At 64.6% G+C, this 17,339-nt stretch carries 14 protein-coding genes; 9 read left to right on the top strand and 5 right to left on the bottom strand.

Annotated features, from left to right (window positions below; genetic code table 11):
* The 5 genes from EP867_RS12390 (at position 1) to EP867_RS12370 (ending at position 6,530) form a co-directional block, all read left to right on the top strand.
* Positions 1-1,446, top strand: coding sequence for a class I adenylate-forming enzyme family protein (locus tag EP867_RS12390; RefSeq protein WP_128489679.1), 1,446 nt, complete (start codon positions 1-3; stop codon positions 1,444-1,446).
* Entirely contained in the window at positions 1,443-1,793 is a 351-nt protein-coding gene (locus tag EP867_RS12385; RefSeq protein WP_128489677.1) for a MaoC family dehydratase, read from the top strand. Before EP867_RS12390 ends, EP867_RS12385 begins: the two co-directional genes overlap by 4 nt.
* Positions 1,790-2,176 carry a hotdog family protein gene (locus tag EP867_RS12380; protein ID WP_128489675.1) on the top strand — a complete coding sequence of 129 codons (387 nt, stop codon included), beginning with the start codon at positions 1,790-1,792 and terminating at the stop codon, positions 2,174-2,176. Before EP867_RS12385 ends, EP867_RS12380 begins: the two co-directional genes overlap by 4 nt.
* A 102-nt stretch (positions 2,177-2,278) precedes the next feature.
* Positions 2,279-3,436 (top strand): efflux RND transporter periplasmic adaptor subunit, encoded by a 1,158-nt coding sequence (locus EP867_RS12375; protein ID WP_128489673.1) that lies wholly within the window; start codon positions 2,279-2,281, stop codon positions 3,434-3,436.
* A 4-nt stretch (positions 3,437-3,440) separates the two neighbouring features.
* On the top strand, positions 3,441-6,530 hold the full coding sequence (locus EP867_RS12370; RefSeq protein ID WP_128489671.1) for a multidrug efflux RND transporter permease subunit: 3,090 nt from the start codon (positions 3,441-3,443) through the stop codon (positions 6,528-6,530).
* Between the two features lie 146 nt (positions 6,531-6,676).
* Here the strand turns inward: EP867_RS12370 and EP867_RS12365 are convergent, their stop codons facing one another.
* The 5 genes from EP867_RS12365 to EP867_RS12350 all read right to left on the bottom strand — a co-directional run bounded on the left by EP867_RS12365 (position 6,677) and on the right by EP867_RS12350 (position 12,278).
* The gene (locus EP867_RS12365; RefSeq protein ID WP_128489669.1) at positions 6,677-7,777 is read right to left on the bottom strand and encodes a DUF475 domain-containing protein; all 1,101 of its coding nucleotides are present in this window, start codon (positions 7,775-7,777) and stop codon (positions 6,677-6,679) included.
* A 165-nt stretch (positions 7,778-7,942) separates the two neighbouring features.
* The gene (gene mdoH, locus EP867_RS12360; protein ID WP_128489666.1) at positions 7,943-9,685 is read right to left on the bottom strand and encodes a glucans biosynthesis glucosyltransferase MdoH; all 1,743 of its coding nucleotides are present in this window, start codon (positions 9,683-9,685) and stop codon (positions 7,943-7,945) included.
* Between the two features lie 3 nt (positions 9,686-9,688).
* Positions 9,689-9,853 (bottom strand): hypothetical protein, encoded by a 165-nt coding sequence (locus EP867_RS19835; protein WP_164888855.1) that lies wholly within the window; start codon positions 9,851-9,853, stop codon positions 9,689-9,691.
* Complete coding sequence (locus EP867_RS12355) at positions 9,850-11,427, bottom strand: glucan biosynthesis protein (RefSeq protein ID WP_128489664.1); 1,578 nt, start codon at positions 11,425-11,427, stop codon at positions 9,850-9,852. Before EP867_RS12355 ends, EP867_RS19835 begins: the two co-directional genes overlap by 4 nt.
* A gap of 158 nt (positions 11,428-11,585) precedes the next feature.
* On the bottom strand, positions 11,586-12,278 hold the full coding sequence (locus EP867_RS12350; RefSeq protein ID WP_128489662.1) for a hypothetical protein: 693 nt from the start codon (positions 12,276-12,278) through the stop codon (positions 11,586-11,588).
* A 366-nt stretch (positions 12,279-12,644) separates the two neighbouring features.
* Here EP867_RS12350 and EP867_RS12345 point away from each other — a divergent pair, with 366 nt between their 5' ends.
* From EP867_RS12345 to EP867_RS12330, 4 genes are all read left to right on the top strand, one after another.
* Positions 12,645-13,685, top strand: coding sequence for a helix-turn-helix domain-containing protein (locus tag EP867_RS12345; RefSeq protein ID WP_128489660.1), 1,041 nt, complete (start codon positions 12,645-12,647; stop codon positions 13,683-13,685).
* 159 nt (positions 13,686-13,844) lie between these two features.
* Positions 13,845-14,789 (top strand): aldo/keto reductase, encoded by a 945-nt coding sequence (locus tag EP867_RS12340; RefSeq protein ID WP_128489657.1) that lies wholly within the window; start codon positions 13,845-13,847, stop codon positions 14,787-14,789.
* A 5-nt stretch (positions 14,790-14,794) separates the two neighbouring features.
* Positions 14,795-15,613: an NADPH-dependent oxidoreductase gene (locus tag EP867_RS12335; protein ID WP_128489655.1), complete on the top strand. Its 819-nt coding sequence runs from the start codon at positions 14,795-14,797 to the stop codon at positions 15,611-15,613.
* Positions 15,614-15,884: 271 nt separating this feature from the next.
* Positions 15,885-16,973, top strand: a complete 1,089-nt coding sequence (locus tag EP867_RS12330; RefSeq protein WP_194085563.1) for an oligosaccharide flippase family protein — start codon at positions 15,885-15,887, stop codon at positions 16,971-16,973.
* Positions 16,974-17,339 lie beyond the last annotated feature (366 nt).

Here is a 17,339-nt window from a genome sequence, read left to right as displayed (position 1 = left end):
ATGAGAGATCCCGCCGATTTTGCCGCTCTGCGCGCCGCTTTGTCCGGCGAGGCGATCGCCTTTCAGGATCACAGCAGCGGACGGTCCTGGAGCTTTCATCAGATCAATGCCGCCGCAGAGGCTCTGGCGGCCGAACTCAGCCGCTTCGGGCGCGGCGCGCGTATTGCGCATCTCGCCTTCAACAGAGCCGAGAGCTTCATTGCGCTGTTTGCCGCGCAGAAGGCGGGGCAGATTTTCGTCCCCCTGAACTGGCGTTCCCCGGCCGGGGAACTGGAGGGGCAGTTTCGCCTGACCACCCCTTCCGTCGTCCTTTGTGATGAGGCCCATGCCCCCCGGGCGCGCGTGCTTTGCGCAGAGATCCGGGTGATGTCGGCGGGGGGCGGGTTTGACGGTCTTGCGCCGACCCCGGATTTCACTGCCGCCCCCGCCGCGGCCGGAGACCCGCTCGCGCTTCTTTTTACCTCCGGCAGCAGCGGCACGCCGCGTGCGGTTATTCAGACCGCCGCCATGGCCCAGGCTGTCGCGGTCAATATCGCCCAAGGGATGGGACTTTCGGCAGAGGACCGCTCGGTCTGCTATCTGCCGCTCTGCCACACCGGGGGGATCAACCTCTTCTCGCTGCCGTTGTTTTTATGGGGCGGGCAAAGCCATATCCTGCCGAAATATGACGCCGGGGCGCTGAGCAGGCTGTTGCACGAGGGCGCGCTGAGCCAGCTTTTTGCCGTGCCGACAGTCTGGCAGGATCTGCACGATCAGGGAGAGGCCACCCGGACCGCACTTGCGCGGCTTCGCGGCTGTGCCTCAGGCGGGGCGCCGTTTCCCGAAAATCTCGCCCGCGCGCTGCAGGCCGCGGGTGTGGTGGTGCAAAACGGCTATGGCATGACGGAAAGCGGGCCGACCGGCTTTCTCGCGGACCGCACCACGGCGCTGCGCGATCCGGTCTCCGTCGGGCGGCCGCAGTTTTACACCCGCGCCCGTCTCGCGGGCGGAAACCCGGGCGAGTTGCAGATGCAGGGGGCCACGATCACGCCGGGCTATTACCGCAACCCGCAGGCCACGGCTGAGAGTTTTACCCCCGATGGCTGGCTGAAGACCGGCGATCTGGCAGAGCAGGACGCCCGGGGCTGCTACCGCATCATCGGGCGCGTGAAAGAGATGTATATTTCCGGTGGCGAAAACATCTGGCCCGCCGAGGTGGAGGCCGTTTTGCAGGCTCATCCTGCCGTGCGCGAGGCGGCGGTCATCGGTGTTCCCGATCCCCGCTGGGGCGAGGCGGGTCTGGCCTTTGTGATCCCCTCGGGCCCGGAGCCTGAGGTCTCGGATCTGATCCGCTTTTGCCGCGAGCGGCTTTCGCCTTTCAAAGTGCCGCGCAGCTTTCGCTTTGCCGCTGATCTGCCGCGCAGTCCCTCGGGCAAGATCCGCAAATCCGCGCTCAGCGCCTTATGAGCCGGATCCTCGCGCAGACCAGCTGGACGCCCTGCCAAAGCGGGTTCGACGCTTTTGCAGCGCTCTCCGGTGACGACAATCCGATCCACACCAACCCCGACTATGCCGCGCAGCATCCCTTTGGCGCGCCTGTCGCCCATGGCATGCTGATCTGGGCCCGGCTTCAGTCACTCGCGCACGCGGCAGGGATCAGCCTTACAGCCGATGTCACCCTGCGCTTTCCCGCACCGGCCTATGCCGGGGAACGGCTGGATCTGCGTGTGACTGAGGAAGAAGGGATCCTTACCGCCCGCGCCGCCCGGGCCGATGGCACGCTGGTCTGCGAAATATTTTGGGGAGGGCCATGACAGAGCCGGAGACCCCCTTTGCCGAGCTTCACCGCAGCTTCAGCCCGGCGGATCTCGCGGCTTTTGCCGCGCTGAGCGGTGAGGGCTGCCCGCAGGATCTGATCCCCGAGCCGCTGATCGGGGCGCTGTTTTCCTGCCTCTTGGGGACGCGTCTGCCCGGTCCTGGCACCGGCTGGTTGCGCCAGCGCCTTCACTTTCACGCGAAAGCGCGCGTGAATGAGCCGCTGGTCGCGCGCGTGACGCTCAGCAAAATCCGGGCAGAGAAGCAGCTTGCGGACCTTGAGTGCCTCTGTATCGGGCAAAACGGGCGCATTATCTGCACCGGAGCGGCGCTGATGCTGCTTGCGCCGGGGGATGCCTTGCTGTTTTCCTCACAGCCGTAAAATCTGCGACGGAAGTTGCGCCCCCGGGCGTAAGAGGTATGAGTAAGCCCCGGCAGGCCCGGCCTGTCAGAAACGGAACGCCGAACCGACGACTGGAACTCCATGACCAAGCCTGGCCGCCCCCTGCTGAGCCTGCTGCTCGCCTTTCCGCTGATGGCGGGAGCCGCTTTTGCGCAGACCCCCGAGCGTCCGCCCGCCAAAGCCGGATATATGACGCTGGAACAGGCCGAAGTGCCGGTCATCATGAATTTGACGGGACGGGCCGTTGCGGTGAACACCGCCCAGATCCGCCCCCGTGTCAGCGGTATGATCCGCGAGATCCTCTATACGCCGGGCAGCTATGTCGAAGCGGGAACGCCGCTCTTTGCCATTGATCCGCTGACCTATGAGATCGCCCTGCGCGTCGCCGAGGCCAATCTGGAGCGGGCGAAGGCCGATCTTTCAACCGCGCAATCCGCCTTTGAACGCGCCGAGAAGCTTCAGGGCCAGCAGGCCACCAGCCGCGCCACCTTTGAAACCGTCGAAACCACGCTGCTGAAGGCCCGCGCCTCGCTCTCGGAAAGCGAAGCGCGCCTTGCGCTTGCGAAAGCCGAACTGGAGTGGACGGTGATCCGCGCCCCGGCCTCGGGCGTGGCGGGGATTGCCACGGTGGCGGTGGGCGATCTCGTCTCGGCCTCACAGACCGCGCTGACGGAAATCGTCCAGACCGATCCCATCCTCGTGGATCTGACCGAACCCTATCCGACCCGCCTGCGCCTTGAGAGCGCCGCCGCAGAGGGGCGCATCACCCTGCAGGACCCGGCCCTGACGCTGGTTCTGAACGACGGTAGCCGCATTGAGGGCAAGGCAAAGCTTGTCAGCACCGGGGCGACGGTCTCGGCCACCACCGGCACGCGCCGTCTGCGCTTTGAGATGGAGAACCCCTCAGGCCGCGTCTCGCCGGGCATGTTTGTCCAGGGAGAGATGACCCTGGGCCGGACCGAGGCCATTCTCGTGCCGCAGCGCGCCGCCGTGCGCCAGCGCGACGGCAGCCTGACCGCCTGGATCGCCATGGATGGCAAGGCCACCCGGCGTCCGATCGAAGAGAACGGCACCTGGAAGAACCATTGGGTCGTCACCGATGGTCTTGAGGCCGGAGAGTGGCTTCTGGTTGATGGCATCGCGCAGATCCGCGACGGCCAGCCCGTGGAGCTGACCCCCGCGGCGATTGATGCCGACGGCGTGGTACGCGACAGCGATCCGGCGCAGGTCGGGAACTGAGGCCATGGCACAGTTCTTTATCACGCGGCCCGTTTTTGCCTGGGTGCTGGCGATTGTTGTCATGCTCTTCGGCGCCTTCTCCATGCTGCGCCTGCCGATCGAGCAATATCCCGATATCGCGCCAACACGGGTCGATGTCATCGCCACCTATCCGGGTGCTTCCGCTGAGGTGACCGAGAACTCGGTCACTTCGGTGGTGGAAGACGCCATGACCGGGCTGGATGGCCTTTTATTCATGAACGCGACCTCTTCGGCCACCGGTCGCGCCACCATTTCGCTGACCTTCGATGACAGCATCGACCGCGATATGGCGCAGATCCAGGTCCAGAACCGCGTGGCGCGGGTCGAAGCGGCCCTGCCCGAAGTGGTCCGCCAGCGCGGCGTTCAGGTGCGCCGCACCGGGGACAGCTCGCTGCTGGTCGGCGCTCTGGTCAGCCGCGACGGGCGCTACAGCTCGGTCGAGCTGGGCGATCTGGCCGCGCAGCTGGTGGAGGACTCGGTTCAGCGGGTTGAGGGGGTGGGCGGCATCGACGTCTTTACCCCCGGCTACGCCATGCGGGTCTGGCTTGACCCGGTGCGGATGGCGGAGTTTCAGATCACCGCTCAGGATGTGACCTCGGCGATTGCTGAGCAGAACTCCACCGTCTCGGTGGGCTCTCTGGGGGGGCAGCCTGTGGTCCCGGGGCAGCAGCTGACGGTGCCCTTGTCGGCGCAGACCCAGATGACCGGGGTGGATCAGTTCGCCCATATTCTGCTGCGCGTCGAAGCCGATGGCTCTGAGGTGGTGCTGTCAGACGTGGCTGAGGTTGAGATCGGCCAGGAAAGCTACGGCAGCACCTCCTTTATGAACGGGATGAATGCGGCCGGTTTCTCGGTGACCCTCGCGACGGGGGCCAATGCGGTGGAGACCGCCCGCAGGGTGCGGGAGCTTCTCTCAACGATTGAGCCGGCCCTGCCCGATGGCGTTGAGGTGGCCTATCCCTATGACACCTCCCCCTTCATCGAGCAGTCGATCGGCACGGTTTATAAAACCCTGATCGAGGCCGTGATCCTGGTTTTCCTGGTCATCCTGATCTTCCTGCAGTCCTGGCGCGCGACGATCATTCCGGTGATCGCCATTCCGGTGGTGCTCCTGGGCACCTTCGGGGTGCTGCTGACTTTGGGCTATTCGATCAACACGCTGACCATGTTTGCCATGGTGCTGGCCATCGGCCTTCTGGTCGACGACGCCATCGTGGTGGTGGAAAACGTCGAACGCGTCATGGCCGAAGAGCATATCGGCCCCGTTGAGGCGACGCGCAAATCCATGACCGAGATCTCCTCGGCGCTGGTGGGCATCGTCATGGTGCTCTCGGCGGTGTTTTTGCCCATGGCCTTTATGTCGGGCTCAACGGGGGTGATTTACCGGCAGTTCTCGGTGACCATTATCACCGCCATGGTGCTTTCACTGGGCGTGGCGCTGATCCTGACGCCTGCGATGTGTGCGGTGCTGCTGCGCCCGCATAAGCCCGGCGGCGGCAATATGTTCTCGCGGCTCTTCAACCGCAACTTTGATCGTCTGACCAATGGCTATGGCCGCATGACCTGGAGTGTGATGCGGGTGCCCTTCCTTGTGCTGATGGTTCTGCTGGGGATCAGCGGCGGGGCCTTTCGGATGTTCCAGGAGCTGCCCTCCTCCTTCGTGCCGCAGGAAGATCAGGGTGTTTTGATGATCATCCTGAACCTTGCCGAAGGCTCGACCAGCGCACAGACCCAGGCCATCTCAAATGAGGTGCAGGACTGGCTGCTGGAGGAGAACTCGGAAGCGGTGGACTCGGTGATGACCGCGCTTGGCTTTGCCTTCGGCGGCAACGCGGGGCAAAACCGGGCGCTGCTTTATGTGAAGCTGAAACCTTTTGATGAGCGCCCCGGCATCTCTGCCGCGATGATCCAGGCCGAGGGGCAAAAGCGCTTCGCCGGGCATCGGGCGGGCAATATCATCTTCATGCAGCCCCCGGCGATCCAGGGTCTCGGCTCGGGCGCGGGGATCTCTTACTATATGATCGACCAGGCCGGGAACGGTCAGGCCGCGCTTGAGGCCGCCGCTCAGGAGATCGCCCGTCAGGCCGAGGCCACGGGACAGATCACCGGCTTCCGCGGCCATGAGCCGAGCCAGCGCCCCGCGCTGAAGCTCGAGATCGACCAACGCAAGGCCCGCGCCATGGGGCTGACCGTCAGTGACGTCAACAATATGCTCTCGGTCATCTTCTCGGGCCGCGAGGTCAATGACTTCCAGCTGGGTGCCGAACTGCGCCCGGTGGTGGTGCAGGGCGCGGCCGAATGGCGGATGCAGCCCGGTGAGATTGAGATGTGGCATGCCCGCAACCGCGCAGGCGAAATGGTGCCCTTCTCCAGCTTCATCAATCAGGTCTGGACCGAGAACTCGCCGAGCCTGAACCGCTTTGGCGGCACGCGGGCGATCTCGATCAACGCATCGCCGACGCCGGGCGTCTCAACCGGTGAGGCCATGGCCACGATTGAGCGCTTGGTGGCGGAGCTTCCGGGCGGCTATGGCGTGGGCTGGATCGGGCTTTCCTATCAGGAGAAAGAGGCCGGAAACCAGGCGCCGATGCTCTTTGCGCTCTCGGCTCTGGTCGTGTTTCTGTGCCTTGCTGCGCTTTATGAAAGCTGGTCGGTGCCGTTTTCGGTCCTGCTGGCAGCGCCGGTGGGGATCCTTGGCGCACTGGTGGCGGCCTGGTGGTTCGGACAGTCAAATGACGTTTATTTCAAAGTGGGTCTGCTGACGACGATCGGCCTGGCCTCGCGGAACGCCATTCTGATCGTGGAATTTGCCGAAAGCCTGCGCAAGGAGGGCATGGCGCTGCGCGAGGCCGCGCTGAAAGCCGCGACTTTGCGTCTGCGCCCGATCCTGATGACCTCGCTTGCCTTCGCGCTTGGCGTGCTGCCGCTGGCCATCGCCACCGGCGCCGGCGCAGCCTCGCAACATGCGATCGGGATCGGGGTGCTCGGCGGGATGGTCTTTACCACTGTCATCGCGATCTTCATGGTCCCCGCGCTTTACGTCCTGGTCATGCGGGTCACGCGCCGGGGCTGACCCCCTGCGTGCGCCACAGTCTGAAAAAGCCCCGCGGTCTGCGGGGCTTTTTTGTTGCCCTCGGGCGGAAAGTGGCAAGGGGGGGGGGGACATACAGAAGGCCCCGCGCGGGGCGCGGGGCCTTCTGAGGATGCCTGTGGCGATGATTATTCGTCGCTGCCGTGGACGCGGTTCCAGCGGATCGAGGACCAGAGCGCGACGCCGATCAGCGCCGCACCGCCCATGCCGGTGATGACTTCCGGAATATGGACCAGCGACTGGACATACATGATCACCGAGAGGATCAGGATGGCATAGAACGCACCATGCTCAAGGAAGCGGTACTCGGTCAGGGTGCCTTTCTCGACCAGCATGATGGTCATCGAGCGGACATACATCGCCCCGATGCCAAGGCCGATGGCGATGACAAAGAGGTTCGAGGTCAGCGCGAAGGCCCCGATCACACCGTCAAAGGAGAAGCTGGCGTCGAGAACTTCCAGATAGAGGAAAGCCCCCAGACCGCCCTTGGCCGCGCCCTCCAGCATCTGCTGGCTGCGGTCAAGAATGCCACCCAGAACTTCGACCAACAGGAAGGTCAGCAGACCCCAGATCGCCGAATAGAAGAAGGTATTGGCCGCAACCGGGCCGAGTTTGGGATCATCCGAACCCGCGATGATCTTCGAGAAGATCATCATGATGATCAGAACGACCGCGATCTCAATGCCCTTCACCGACGAATAGGAGGCCGCCTTCTCTTCGAGCCAGCGGACCCAGTGGATGTCTTTCTCGTGGTTAAAGAAGAACGACAGCGCCACCATCATCAGGAAGGTGCCCCCGAAGGCTGCGATCGGCAGATGGGCGTCCATCATGATCTGCGAGTATTGATCGGGATCGGTGGCGGCCATGACCAGCGCGGTCCAGGGGCCGACATTGGCCGCGATCACCACGATCAGCAGCGGGAAGACGATCCGCATGCCGAAGACGGCGATCAAAAGCCCCCAGGTCAGGAAGCGGTGCTGCCATTCCGGGGTCATGTCTTTGAGTTTGTTGGCGTTCACGATAGCGTTGTCGAAGGACAGTGAGATCTCCAGCACAGCAAGCACAGCGCAGATGAAGAAGACCGTGAGCATACCGCTGACGGTGCCGGTGGTCTCCCAGCCCAGCCAGGCGCCAAGCGCGAGTCCGAGAACGGTCGTGATGAGGGCCCATTTCAGGTAGGAAAGCAGCGGTTTGTCCGAGCCTGCCTGAAGCGATGTCTTATGGGACATGATGATGAAGTCCGGCGGCAATGAATGTTGCGATGCCGACATCACGAAAGCGCCGCCACTTTCGCCAGAGGGGCCCGGTCATCGAACAGGTGTCACGCGCCGAAGACATGGCGCGTGACTGCCGATATAGCGCGGCGATGGCCCTGCTTCAAGCGCCGCCTGAGATCAGGCCCCGGTGCCGCTCCAGCGGGCGATCCAGGCCTCATGGCGGCGCAGGATCTCAGGACGGCTGGTCTCAGAGGGCGTCAGGAACCGGCGCAGGCTGCCTTTTTGCGAAGAAGCCCAAAGAATCAGCGGCGCAAAGAGCATCGGCAGCAGCACCGGGCTGAGCCAGGGAACAAGACCGGGCGCAAACCAGAGCGCAAGGCCAAGGCCCACCCCGCCCGAGGTGACAATCCACCAGCCCGAGGCCCAGGCCTCGCTCAGCGTCAGCGAGCCGTCCCCGCGCGACTGCGCAGGCCAGCCGCCGTCCCGCCCGCCCAGCACCTGAAGGACCGAGCGGGTGTTAAACATCAAAAAGACCGGGGCCGCGATGGCCGAAAACAACAACTCCGTCAGCACCGAGGCCGAGGCCCGGAAGGCCCCGCCATAGCCCTTCGCCCGGCCCCGCAGGATCGCATCGATCAGGATCAGAAGCTTGGGCAGAAAGAGCAGGCTGAACACCCCGATCGCCAGCGCAATGGCGCGTGAGGCCTCTGAGACCGGGATCACCGGGAAAGACCAGCCCTCAATCGGGAAGTAATTGACCGGCGGCACAAAGAGCGGGGCCGCAATCGAGGCCAGCAGAAACATCAGCCAGAGCACCGGGGAAAGGTACGACAGGATACCCTGCACAAAGACAAAGCGGCTCCAGAGTTTCAGCCCCGGTGCCAGCAAAAGCCGCGAGTGCTGCAGGTTGCCCTGACACCAGCGCCGGTCGCGCTTGGCATGAAGGACCATATTCTCCGGGCCTTCCTCATAAGATCCGCCCAGATCATCATCGACCCGCACCGTCCAGCCGGCCCGCGCCAGAAGCGCTGCCTCGACGTAATCATGGCTCAGGATATGACCGCCGAAGGGCGGCTTTCCGGAGAGTTCGGGCAGGCCCGCGCTTTCGGCAAAGGCCCGCACCCGCACGATGGCGTTATGGCCCCAGAAGGGACCGGTGCGGCCCTGCATCATCGCAAGGCCCCGACAGAAGATCGGCGAATAAAACGCCGCCGAGAACTGCTGGATACGGCTGAAAGACGAGCGCGCATTGACCACCACCGGCAGGGTCTGCAAAAGCCCGAGATCGGGGGCTGCCTCCATGCGGCGCACCATCTCAACGAGGGTATCCCCCTCCATCAGGCTGTCGGCGTCAAGGATCACCGCAAACTCATAACGCGCGCCCGAGCGGGTGAAGAAATCCTCGATATTGCCCGCTTTACGGCCGCGATTGCTCTCACGGATGCGGTAAAAGATGCGCCCCTCCGCGCCCGTGTCATCCAGGAGCTTTTCAAACCACAGCCGCTCCTGCGCGGCGACCGCGGCATCGCGGGTGTCCGAGAGGATCGCAAAATCAAAAAGCGCGCCCTGCCCGGTGGCATCCACCGATTCCAGCATGGCGGCGATGCGGGCGAAGGTGATGGTCGGATCTTCGTTATAGACCGGGACCAGCACCACCGTGCGGCCGGTCAGATCACCGGTCGCGCGCGGAACCTTCGGCGGGCGCGTGGTCAGCCCGGCCAGGGCCTGAACGGCCCCCCAGGTCAGCCAGAAGGTCGAGATCAGTATCAGCGTGGCGCGCACGACATCCATGGCATCCCAGCCGTCTGCCATGCCGTAGCGCAAAAAGAGGGTGAAGCCCCCGATCCCCGCCAGCAGGCTGACAGACAGCAAAAGGGTCCGGATCAGCCAGACCCGGACCTTAGCGGCGGGAGAGTGCATACATCACGCTCCGCGGGCTGTAGGGCGCAGTGAAAGCCAGCCAAAGCGGCCCCGCGGCTGCGCCTCCAGGCGCTGCGTCGGCATGGCCAGCGGCGCATCAGGCAAAGCGCCGCGCTCAATAACAGCCGGCCGTGCCGGTGAAAGAATATCGTCCTGGGTATCGTTCATTTGCTGTTGATCCACTGGTAAAGCCAGTTCTCAGAAAGCTTACGGCCGTATCCGGCCAGATGTGCAGAAAGTTCAACCACCGCGTCCGGCTGCGCCGCGATGTCCAGAAAGAGCCGCCAGGCCCCGGTCTGCGGGACGCGCTGCACGACCTGGGACAGCACTTCGGCATTGGAGACAGAGACCTTCGCCTCAATCTGCGCCTCAGACCCCATGACATCGAGCTGACCGCCCCGAAAATCGATGACGAACTTCCGCTCACCGCTGCGCACACCACCTGCGGCCACGCCCCCATGGCCGGCCCTTGTCTCATCTACATGGGCAAGGGGTCCGCTCAGATCAAGCGGCAGGTCGCCCCAGTGCAGCCGATAGGCAAATTCGCGGCTCTCACCGGCCTTCACGGCACCCGCGGGCACCCAATAGGCGACGATATTGTCATTGGCCTCAGAATCCGAGGGGATCTCGACCAGCCGCACATGACCCGGCCCCCAGTCGCCCAGGGGTTCCACGTCGAGCGAGGGGCGGCGGTGGTAATTCGCCTCAAGGTCCTGAAAACTCTCAAAGCGGCGGTCACGCTGATGCAGGCCGAAGCGGCGCGGCGATGTCTCAGCAAAATAGCTGCCCGACAGACGCGGCGGGTTCGACAGCGGACGCCAGATCCGCTCGCCATCGGCGCGGGTGATCTGCAGCCCGTCACTGTCGTGGACCTTGGGCCGGAAATCGTCAAACTGCGCCCGGCTTTTTTCCGAGAAAAGATACATCGACGTCAGCGGCGCGATGCCCAGTTCTTCAATATCGTTGCGGAACCACAGACGGCAGGTCACATCCATGGTCGTCGCAGCACCCGGACGGATGACAAAGCGGTAGGCCCCGGTGACCGAGGGGCTTTCGAGGGCCGCAAAAACCGTGATCTCAGACGGTGCGCCGCTGCGGTCGATGTAAAACCGGCTGAAGCGCGGGAATTCCTCTCCGCTGGCGGTGGCCGTATTCAGCGCCAGACCACGGGCCGAAAGGCCATAGGCAGAATTGCGGCCAAGCGCGCGGAAATAGCTCGCGCCGACAAAGGCTACCAGCTCATCCAGCACATCGGGGCGGTTGAGATAGCTGTGCAGCCGGAAGCCTGCCACACCGGGCAGCTCTTCGAGCGCCGGAACGCGGTCGGCCAGATCGTTGAGATATTCGAAATCCGAGGTGCTGAAGCGCATCTCACGCGCCTCACCGCCATTGACCTCAAAGAGAACCACCGGCTCTTTAAAGAGCCAGCCCGGCGGAAAAGCCGCAAGCCGATAAGGACTTGTCGGCGCAGACCAGCGCAGACGATCCGGGCGAAAGCGGATCAGGCGGTAGTCATCATAATTCAGATCGGCCAGAAAACCGCTCACCCCGGCGGGCTGCTGATGGGGCTGCGCGGCCAGAGCCTGCATTTCAGCGCAGAGCAGATCCCATGAGAATTGCTGCACCGCGGCATTGCCCGCCAGCGTCGGAACCGCACCGGTTGATGCCAGCGCAAAGGCTGAACCCGAGATCAGAAGGCTTCGACGCGAAACGCTGACGTCAGAAATAATGTCGTACGACATTCGTTAGGAAAACCCTATGCTTGCTCGGGGACTGGGTCCGGACTCATCCCCTCATATACGATTGCGGCCATGTGCCACGCAAGCGGCGTTCAAAAGCAGTTGAAGGAATGTAACAGAAGGCGGGTTTCCTGCCGGTTTTTGCAGCTGCAGAAGGCGGATTATTGCCTCCCCGTCAGGGTCAGCCGCCAGCCCGGGCCAAGCTCCTGGCGCATCGCGATCTTCATCTGCGACAAAAGATGTGTCTCGATATAGCGCAGGGCAAACCGCGAAGGCGCCTGCAGCGAGATCTCCGGCGCGGTCTCGCTCAGCACCACCAGAGGGTCAAACCAGGCACCGGCGCGGGCGGGATCGGCCTCCCGCAGACGGGTCAGTACACGCTGCCAGGGGCTGCTCAGGTCCGGCTGGTCACGCGGCGTGAAATCAAGCCGCACCACCCGATCCTCAGAGGCCCCCTCGGGCGCGTAACGCCCGGCCATCCGGGCTTCAAAATCGGGGCCGACGCGCGGCCACCAGGCTTCCGTCAGCTCGGCAACTTTGCGCAGGTTCAGCCGATAGACAGCCACCCGACCCTTCACACCCGGCCGCAGCAGGATCAGCAGATGCGCATCAAGAAGCCTGCGGATCTCGCGCTTCACCGTGCGCTCATCCACCGACCACATCAGCGCCATATCTTTCTGGCCCAGCGACAGCTCATCCTGCGCCCAGTTGTAGCGCGCCGTGATCAGCGCCATCAGACGCAGCAATAAAACCTGCTGATGACCGCCCGCCCCGAGCGCGGCAACCGAAAGCGCGGTCAGGACATCATATCTGTCAGACCCCGCTCCGGGACCCGTCAGGCGCGGCTGCTGCATCGTCTCTGCTCTCACTGTCTGTTGGGCGGACCGGGGCAGTCTTACTGATCCCCGGGGCACTTCACCATGGCGGCTGCGGAATTTTTGTCAATTGAGCCCTCCTGAGAGCCTTGCTCGGGTCCGGGCGGGGGGCAGGGGTATCTCCAGTGACCTCTGCGCCCTCATGCAGCGGGCAGGAGCCGGCGCCTTCCGCCCCTGCCACACAGACCGGACTGCCTCAAGAAATCCCCGTTTTCTGCCAGCGAGTTACGCGCCGCGATCCCTTTCAGACTCCTCCCTAGAAGGGCCGGAACAAACTGCTCCTTCACAGCGCTGTCCCCCAACACGCGCTTGCTGGCCAGGCGCTCTGCAGACATAATGCGCAGCATGGCCCGATTTACCGATGACCCCCCGTTTGATCCCTATAGCGACGACACCGAAGACGGTGACGGCGATCTGTGGTTCCTTCCCCCTGACCCTGAGGACAATCTTGATGCCTCAGAGGTTTCTGCCGGGGTTGAGAGCCGGCTGTTTCCCTTCCAGGAATGGCGGGCGGCAGAGGCGGACTATGCTCTTGATCTCGCGGCGCTGAGCTTCGATTTCGGCCGCCTGGAAGAGCGGCTGCGCCTGCATGGCGAGGGGGCACGCCGCCGCCTTGCGCTGCAGGAGGTGGCCAGTCTTGGCTGGTGGTCGGGTGACCGGTTGCCCGCGGATCGTCTGGTGCTGTGGATCTCGCTGCAGATCGGCGCAACCGGGACCGACGCGCAGGCGCTGGCGCGCGGAGCCTGGGCGGTGCGCCGTCTGACCAATGGTCCGGCCCCCGTGGGGCAGGATCGCGCTGATGCGATGAGCCAGCTTCTGGGCCATGCGCCGGGCACGCCCCCCTCGGCGCGGGTCACAGATGCCTGCGACGTGCTCGACAGCCTGTCTTCGCTGCATCCGATCGTGCAATCGGCGGTGCTGTTCCATCTCTGGCGCATGACCGACCCCTCACCCGCCCGCGATCTTGAGGCGGCGGTTCTCGCTGCAAGGCTTGGCGGCGCTCCGGCCTCGGGTCAGGGGTTTTTGCCGCTGTCGCTGGCGGGCTTTCCGGGGCTGGTAGCCCAGGGCAGCGCCGCCGCGCGTCTGCAGGGCTGGATTCTCGGCGCGCATCAGGCGGTGCTCGCAGCCCTGATGCATCTCGACCGCCTCGCAGCCTGGACGGCGCGGGCTGAAGAGACCATCTTTGATCTCTCCGGGCGCACACCGCCGCGCCTGCTTGGGCTGCTGAAAGACTGGCCCAGCGTCTCAGCCCCCATGGCAGAGCAGGAGACCGGCGCCTCCCGCGCTGCCGTTCAGCGCAACCTTGATCTCTTCACGCAGCGCGGCCTGATCCGCGAGCTGACGGGGCGCGGGCGATACCGCGTCTGGACGGCGCTTCTGGGCTGACGGGGGCGCTTTGCGCCTCATTTCTCAGCACCGCCGGCAATTGCGGGGGGCCGGAGCCGCCACACGGCCCGCCGCACAGCTCTGCACCCTTTGCAGGGCTGGTCCCCTGCGCCTCAGCGGTTATACCTCAGAGCAGACAACAGCAGGGACTTTCACACTATGGACCAACGCTCCGTCGGCCGCAGCGCGCTCACCATTGCGCCCTTCATCCTCGGGACCAATACCGCAGGCTGGACCGCAGATCAGGCGACCTCCTTCGATATTTTCGACGCCTTTACCGATCAGGGCTTTGGCGCATTTGACACGGCGGATGTCTATTCCCGCTGGGTCCCCGGCAATGACAGCGAAAGCGAGCGCATTCTTGGCCGCTGGATGAAGGCCCGCGGCAACCGCGACCGGGTGCAGATCTTCACCAAGGTCGGCATGGATCTGGGCGAAGACGGCAAGGGCCTGTCTGCCGCGCATATTGAGCGCGCGGTCGAAGCCTCGCTGACGCGGCTGCAGACGGATTATATCGATCTTTATCAAAGCCATCTCTTTGATGCCGCCGTGCCGCAGCAGGAAACTCTGACGGCCTATGACCGGCTGATCCGGGCCGGAAAAGTGCGTGCCATCGGCTGCTCTAACTTTGACGCCACTCAGCTCGGCGAAGCCCTGAGCCTCAGCGGGGCCGAAGGCCTGCCGCGCTATGAGACCGTGCAGAACGAATACAACCTGCGCACCCGGCATAAATATGAGGGCGATCTTCAGGATCTGATGCTCTCCCAGGGGCTGAGCCTGATCCCCTTCTACTCGCTCTCGGCCGGTTTTCTGACCGGGAAATACCGCACCGAAGCCGATCTTGGCCAAAGCCCGCGCGGCAACAGCGTCAGCCGCTATCTGAACGACGACGGTCTGCGCGTGCTGGCGGCCATGGACCAGGTGACCGCCGAACGGGGCGTCAGCCATGCCGCCCTCGCCATGGCCTGGCTGTTGCATCAGCCCGGCGTTCTGGCACCGCTGGCCTCGGTGACCTCGGTCGCGCAATTGACCACCCTGCTCGGGGGGGTGCGGCTGACCCTCTCAGCCGAAGAGCTGAGCCTGCTTGATCTTAAAGGACTTTAAGGACGATGACTGTGACCCAAACCCCCTGCCCGATCGCCACCCGCTATGGCGAAGCTCTGCCCGGGACCGCCGCGCGCAACCCGGTGATCGACAGCCTTCTGTCGCATCGCACCGTGCGGAATTTCCTGCCGCAGCCGCTTGCGGCAGGCACGATTGAACTTCTGGTCGCAGCCGCCTCGTCCGCGCCCACCTCCTCGAACCTTCAGGTCTGGAGCGTGGTCGCCGTCCAGGATGCGGCCACCCGGGCAAAGCTTGCGGACCTCGCAGGCGGGCAGAAGCACATCGCTCAGGCCCCGCTTTGCTTCCTCTGGGTCGCTGATCTGGCGCGCGCTGAGAGCATTCTGCAGGCGGAGGGCAGCGGGACCGAGGCCCTCGACCACACCGAGGCCTTCGTTCTGGCCACCGTCGATGCCATGCTGGCGGCACAAAACGCCCTCGTGGCGGCGGAATCTCTCGGGCTCGGGACGGTCTATATCGGCGGTCTGCGCAATCACCCGGCAGAGCTGGCCGAACTGGTCGGCCTGCCCAAACGCGCCTATGTGGTCGCGGGCCTTGTGGTCGGCCATCCCGACCCCGAGGTGGCCACCGCCGTCAAACCGCGCCTGCCTCAGGAGGCGGTTCTGCACCATGAGCGCTACAACAGCGATCAAGGCGCGGCCATCGCCCGCCATAATGAGGCCACTCTCGCGTTCCGCGCGTCGCAGGGTCTTTCGCCGCAGCCCTGGACCGATCTGCTGAAGGGCCGTCTGGGCTCGCTGCGCGGTCTGAGCGGTCGCCATGTGCTGCGCAATGTTCTGGAAAATCTGGGCCTCGGCTTCCGCTGATCCGCCCTCTCCCCCGCCCCCGCGCCGCCCCTGCGGCCGGGGGCGGACCAGGGCCTTACGGCCCCCCCCTTCAGATCAGCACCCGGACTGTCACAATTCCGCAGATTGTCTGACCGTTTTTGCCATGTCAGCACCGGATCACCTGCAGGCGTGACCTGCCTCTGAAGGTGCCCGCGATGCCGATCCTGTCATGGCCCATGCCCCTGCTGAAAGGGGTGCCGAACGGCCCCGCCGCAGCCCGCCCGCGCCCGCAGGCCCGGTGCGGCGCAGTATGAAGCCGGGTGGGATCGCCCAAAGCGCCGCCTTCACCCTGTCGCTTCTGCGCGGCCTCCTGGTCGCCACGCTTCTGACCGCTCTCGCCGCCCCCCTGGCCCGGCTGTTCGGAGAGCCGCACCTGGCGGCGGTTCTCACCACCTTCGCGCTGATACCGCTGGCCCAGGGCTGCGCCAGCCCGGCCATGGTGCACGCCCTGCGCGCGCTGGACTACCGGGCCCTCGCCTGCAGCCAGCTTTGTGGCAAGCTTGCAGCCTGCGGGATCATGCTCAGCGTCGCATTCGCAGAGGGCGGCGTCGGGGCCTTGGTCGCGGGTCTGGTGGCCGGGCCGCTTGTCACCGCGCTGAGCACCCATCTGCTCGCCCCCTGGCGCCTCCGGCTGTCGCTGCGCGGCGCGGCGGGGCTTTTTCACTTCGCGGGCTGGGTGAGCCTGTCGCGGATGATCTTCACCCTGAACCAGCAAAGCGACCGCTTCTTCATCGGCGCGATCCTCGGCCGGCCACAGCTTGGTCTTTACACCATGGCGGGCGATCTGGCCTCTCTGGCCACCCACAGCCTGGCGGCACCGGCGGCACAGCCGCTTTTTGCAGGCTTTGCCGCACTCCCCCTGCGCGATGCCCCCGCCCGTCTGCGGGAAAGTTATCTTCGTGCCCAGCAGATTCTGCTTTGCCTGATCACGCCGACCGGCCTTCTCTTCGCCGTCTTTGCAGCCGATCTGGTGCCGCTGGTGCTGGGCGCGGGCTGGTCGGCCATGGTGCCGCTGATCTGGTGGCTGGCCCCGGTCATCGCGCTTCAGGCCGTCACGCTGCCCGCCCAGGCGCTTCTGATGGCGCTTGGAAAGCCAAAATCCCTGGTCTTTCGCGAAAACCTCTCCCTCGCGCTGCGCCTTCCAGCCACGCTTCTGGCCGCACTCTTTCTGGGGTTGACGGGGGCGGCAGCTGCGCGAAGCCTGGCCGCTTTGGTCATGATCGTCGTCATTCTCAGACTGGGCGGCACAGAGATCGGCCTTTCCGCGGGAGAGCAGCTGCGTCGCTCGGGGCGGATCTTCTCAGACGTTCAGGCCACCCGGAGGGAGTTGCAGATCTGATCCGCCGGATCCGGTGAAAGCCCCGCTGTTAAAGAAGACCTCCCCGGCCTGCGCGGACTGCGTTGCGGCGAAACCACGCGCCTGCCCCGGCAGGCCGCCTTTCGTCTGGCTGAGCACCCATTCAGATGATAGAGACTCGCGCGAAGTATGTCGGGCCATGGCCGCGCCGGAGACCAGGTTTTGAGGCGACCCTCAGCGAAAGTTATGCGATCCGCCCTGCGGATCACCGCACTTTTGACCCTGCTTTCACTAGGGTCAGGACTTCGGTAACGGGACCGTCTTCGTCAAGCAGTTTTTGGCAAGCGGGATTGTCCGCTGTTTGCGGGCTCATAGCAGTTTGTCTTCAGTCACCGAGCTGCTTCGTTG

The sequence above is a fragment of the Falsigemmobacter intermedius genome, from assembly GCF_004054105.1.
In the GTDB taxonomy this organism is placed as follows: domain Bacteria; phylum Pseudomonadota; class Alphaproteobacteria; order Rhodobacterales; family Rhodobacteraceae; genus Wagnerdoeblera; species Wagnerdoeblera intermedia.
The sequence above is the reverse complement of the archived record's forward strand: the minus strand, read 5'-3'. Positions and strand labels throughout refer to the sequence as shown.